This window comes from Aeromicrobium sp. (assembly GCF_014378035.1).
Taxonomy (GTDB): Bacteria; Actinomycetota; Actinomycetes; order Propionibacteriales; family Nocardioidaceae; genus Aeromicrobium.
This window is the reverse complement of record NZ_JACMOM010000088.1, coordinates 1-3,209: the sequence shown is the minus strand read 5'-3', so window position 1 is coordinate 3,209 and position 3,209 is coordinate 1. Positions and strand designations below refer to the sequence as shown.

Below are 3,209 nucleotides of genomic sequence, written 5' to 3'. Positions count from 1 at the left end.
CGTGGTCACGCTCGACGGCGTCGGACTCGGCCTGCTCGGCCGACGTCAGTGCCGCCCGCGCCCCCGGCAGCTGCGACTGGGTGCGCTGCAACGCGACGTACGCGCTGGTCAGCGCGGCGTCGGTCTCGTCGAGGTCGCCCTTGAGCGCACCGATGCTGGCATCGACCTTGCGCTTGGTGTCTTCGGGGCCGGCCTGGGCGCTCGCGATGGGGGTCGCGAAAGTGGCGACCACGACCAGCGAGACCACGCCCGCGGCGGTGCGCAGGCGCGTGGTCGAAGGGCGCATCGGCCGCGGGCTCCTCAGCATGGTCAGGGACGGTCGGCGGCGAAGGACGCCACGCACGCCCCTGTGATACCACGAGCCACGGCCGAGATCAGGGAGGCGCCACCGCCGTCAGACCCGCAGATAGCGCCGCAGGGTGAAGAAGGACGCGAAGATCGCCATGGCGAGCCCGGTGGCGAACAGCAGCGGAGCGACCGCCACGACGTCGCTGGTGGTGATGAAGCGGAAGAACGGCAGCAGAGGTGACAGGAAGCCGGTGACGCCGAAGTGCACGCCGGCCCAGAGCAGACCGGTGGCGATCACGGCGCCCACGATGGTGGCTAGCACCGCCTCCAGGACGAACGGCAGCTGGATCAGCAGGTTCGACGCCCCGACCAGCCGCATGATGCCGGTCTCGCGGCGTCGGCTGAACGCGGACAGCCGCACGGTCGTGGCCACGAGCAGCACGGCCGAGACGGTCATGACGATCGCGAACCCCCGGGCCACCCAGGTGAGCACGTTCAGCACCTTGAACAGGTTGCCCAGCAGGGCCCGTTGGTCGAGGACCTGCTCGACGCCGGGGGCACCCTGGAACGCGCTCGCGATCACGGCGTACTTCTGCGGGTCGCTCAGCTTGACCCGGAAGCTCTCGGGCATCTGGTCGACCTTGAGGTTGTCGAGGATCGCCGAGTTCTTGAACTGCTGCTTGAACCGCTGGAACGACTCCTGCTTCGACTCGTAGTACACGGTCTGCACCAACGGTTTCAGCGAGTTCAGCTGGGTCTCGAGCTCGGTTCGCTGCGCCTGGGTGACCTCACCGTCGGCGCAGTTCGGCACGTCGGACGCCTGCCCGCACATGAAGATCGAGACCTCGACCCGTTCGTACCAGTAGTCCTTCATCGTCGAGACCTGAGCGCTGGACAGCAGCCCGAAACCGAAGAAGAACAGCGACACCATCGTCACGAGGACGACCGAGATCGTCATCGAGAGGTTGCGGCGCAGGCCGATACCCATCTCGCTGAGGACGAACTGCAGACGCATGGCTTCCTTCGGGTGGACGGTGGGGGGACGGCGAATCAGCGCTGGTGGCCGTAGACGCCGCGCGCCTGGTCACGGACGAGCTTGCCGTCCTCGAGCTCGATGACCCGCTTGCGCATCTGGTCGACGATCTCGTCGTCGTGCGTAGCCATGACGATGGTCGTGCCGGTGCGGTTGATGCGGTCGAGCAGCCGCATGATGTCGATGCTCGTCGTCGGGTCGAGGTTGCCGGTCGGCTCGTCGGCCAGCACGATCGCCGGGCGGTTGACGAACGCCCGGGCGATCGCGACCCGCTGCTGCTCGCCGCCCGACAGCTCGTGCGGGTACCGCTTGCCCTTGCCGTCCAGGCCCACCAGCTCGAGCGTCTCGGGCACGACCTGGGCGATCGTGTGCCGTGGCTTGCCGATCACCTGCAGGGCGAACGCGACGTTTTGCGACACGGTCTTGTTCGGCAGCAGCCGGAAGTCCTGGAAGACCGTGCCGATCTGGCGCCGCAGCTGGGGCACCTTCCAGCTCGACAGCGTGGCCAGGTTGCGTCCAGCGACGTGCACGGTGCCGGTCGACGCCCGCTCCTCCTTCAGGACCAGGCGCAGCAGGGTGGACTTGCCGGACCCCGATGCGCCGACGATGAAGACGAACTCGCCGCGCTCGACCTCGACCGACACGTGGTCCAGCGCCGGTCGGGCCGCGGCGGCGTACACCTTCGAGACGTCGTCCAGCCGGATCATGGTCGGTGCGGGCCTGTCTGAGAGTCCTGGCCGAGCCCCGAGCGGGCCGGTCGGCGTCCGTCGTCCGCCACCGTCGATGGTACGTCGGCGGACGGCTCAGGCTGGGCAACATCGGCTCGTGCGCGCGTTGCGGTGGTGGACGTGACGAAGGCCCCAGGATGACTCCCGGGGCCCTCGTCACGGATGACGCTCGTTCAGCGTCCGCTCAGGTCAGTGCTTGCCAGTCCGCTGGTACCGCCCACCGGACAGTCGCATGATCGTCATACCGGCCAGGAGCAGTAGGCCAGAGATGGCGATCAGGGGCATGACCTCAGATCCCGTCCGGGGCAGCGCGCCGAGGGCAGCAGATGTGGTTGCCTCCACCTTGACGCCCTCCACGGTCGCGGACTGGGTCGGCGTGGTCTCTGACCCGCCGGCGGTGGTGGGCTTAGTCACGGGCGTGGTGCTCGTGATCTTGACACCCTCCACGATGGGAGCGACCACAGGAGCCAGACCCACAACCGGAGCCACGGGAGTGACAACCGGAGCCACCGGAGCGACGGGGACAACAACTGGAGCCACCGGGGTCGGAGCGACTGCCGGAGCGACCGGGACCTCACACTTCGCGGGCTTGAACGTGAGCGGGAACGTGGTCGTCCCGTTCAACACGTAGCCCGTCTGCGCGGCTGCGGTCACCGTGACCGAGCCGATGCCGTTGCCGACCGTGTATGTGCCCGCAGGCTTCACGACGCCGTTGACCGCGTAGTCGACGCCGGTCGTTGCCGGGATCGTGTACGAAGCCACTGTCGCGCTCTGTCCGTTGTCGGTGCACTTGGCGTCAGTGACAATCGGAGTCACGGACGTCACTGCGGTCCTGCAGTCGGGAACCGTGAAGGTGAGCGTGAAAGACGACGAGCTAGTGAGCACGAACTTGTCGCTAGCCGCGGAGGGCGTGACGACCACCGTGGAACCGGCGGCCACCGTCTTCTTCCCGCTGACAGGCATTCCGTCAACCTTGTAAACCACACCCTCGGTCCCGACGACCGTGTACGAGGCAGGACCAGGAGCCCCGTCGACACACACCGCCTGAACGATGCTCGGCGTCACGGGCGTCACGGGCGTCGCTTCGGTCACTGGCGGCTGGTTTGCGGTGCAGAAGATGATGTGGCTGATCTGCTTGTCGCCTTCGTCAAACGTATTGT

Annotated in this window: 4 protein-coding genes; all 4 read right to left on the bottom strand. The window is 67.5% G+C overall.

Annotated features, from left to right (window positions below; translation table 11 throughout):
- The coding region (locus tag H7290_RS04615) for a hypothetical protein (protein ID WP_290512841.1) at positions 1 to 286 on the bottom strand (286 nt) is incomplete at its 3' end.
- A gap of 108 nt (positions 287 to 394) precedes the next feature.
- Positions 395 to 1,303: a permease-like cell division protein FtsX gene (ftsX, locus tag H7290_RS04610; RefSeq protein WP_290512840.1), complete on the bottom strand. Its 909-nt coding sequence runs from the start codon at positions 1,301 to 1,303 to the stop codon at positions 395 to 397.
- Positions 1,304 to 1,338: 35 nt separating this feature from the next.
- Positions 1,339 to 2,028, bottom strand: a complete 690-nt coding sequence (ftsE, locus tag H7290_RS04605; RefSeq protein WP_290512839.1) for a cell division ATP-binding protein FtsE — start codon at positions 2,026 to 2,028, stop codon at positions 1,339 to 1,341.
- Between the two features lie 210 nt (positions 2,029 to 2,238).
- Positions 2,239 to 3,209 (bottom strand): hypothetical protein (locus H7290_RS04600; RefSeq protein ID WP_290512838.1); only part of this gene is annotated, 971 nt, incomplete at its 5' end.

Coding starts and splice junctions, on each gene's coding strand:
- ftsX (WP_290512840.1), bottom strand. CDS start 1,303: ATGCGTCTGCAGTTCGTCCTCAGCGAGATGGGTATCGGCCTGCGCCGC.
- ftsE (WP_290512839.1), bottom strand. CDS start 2,028: ATGATCCGGCTGGACGACGTCTCGAAGGTGTACGCCGCCGCGGCCCGA.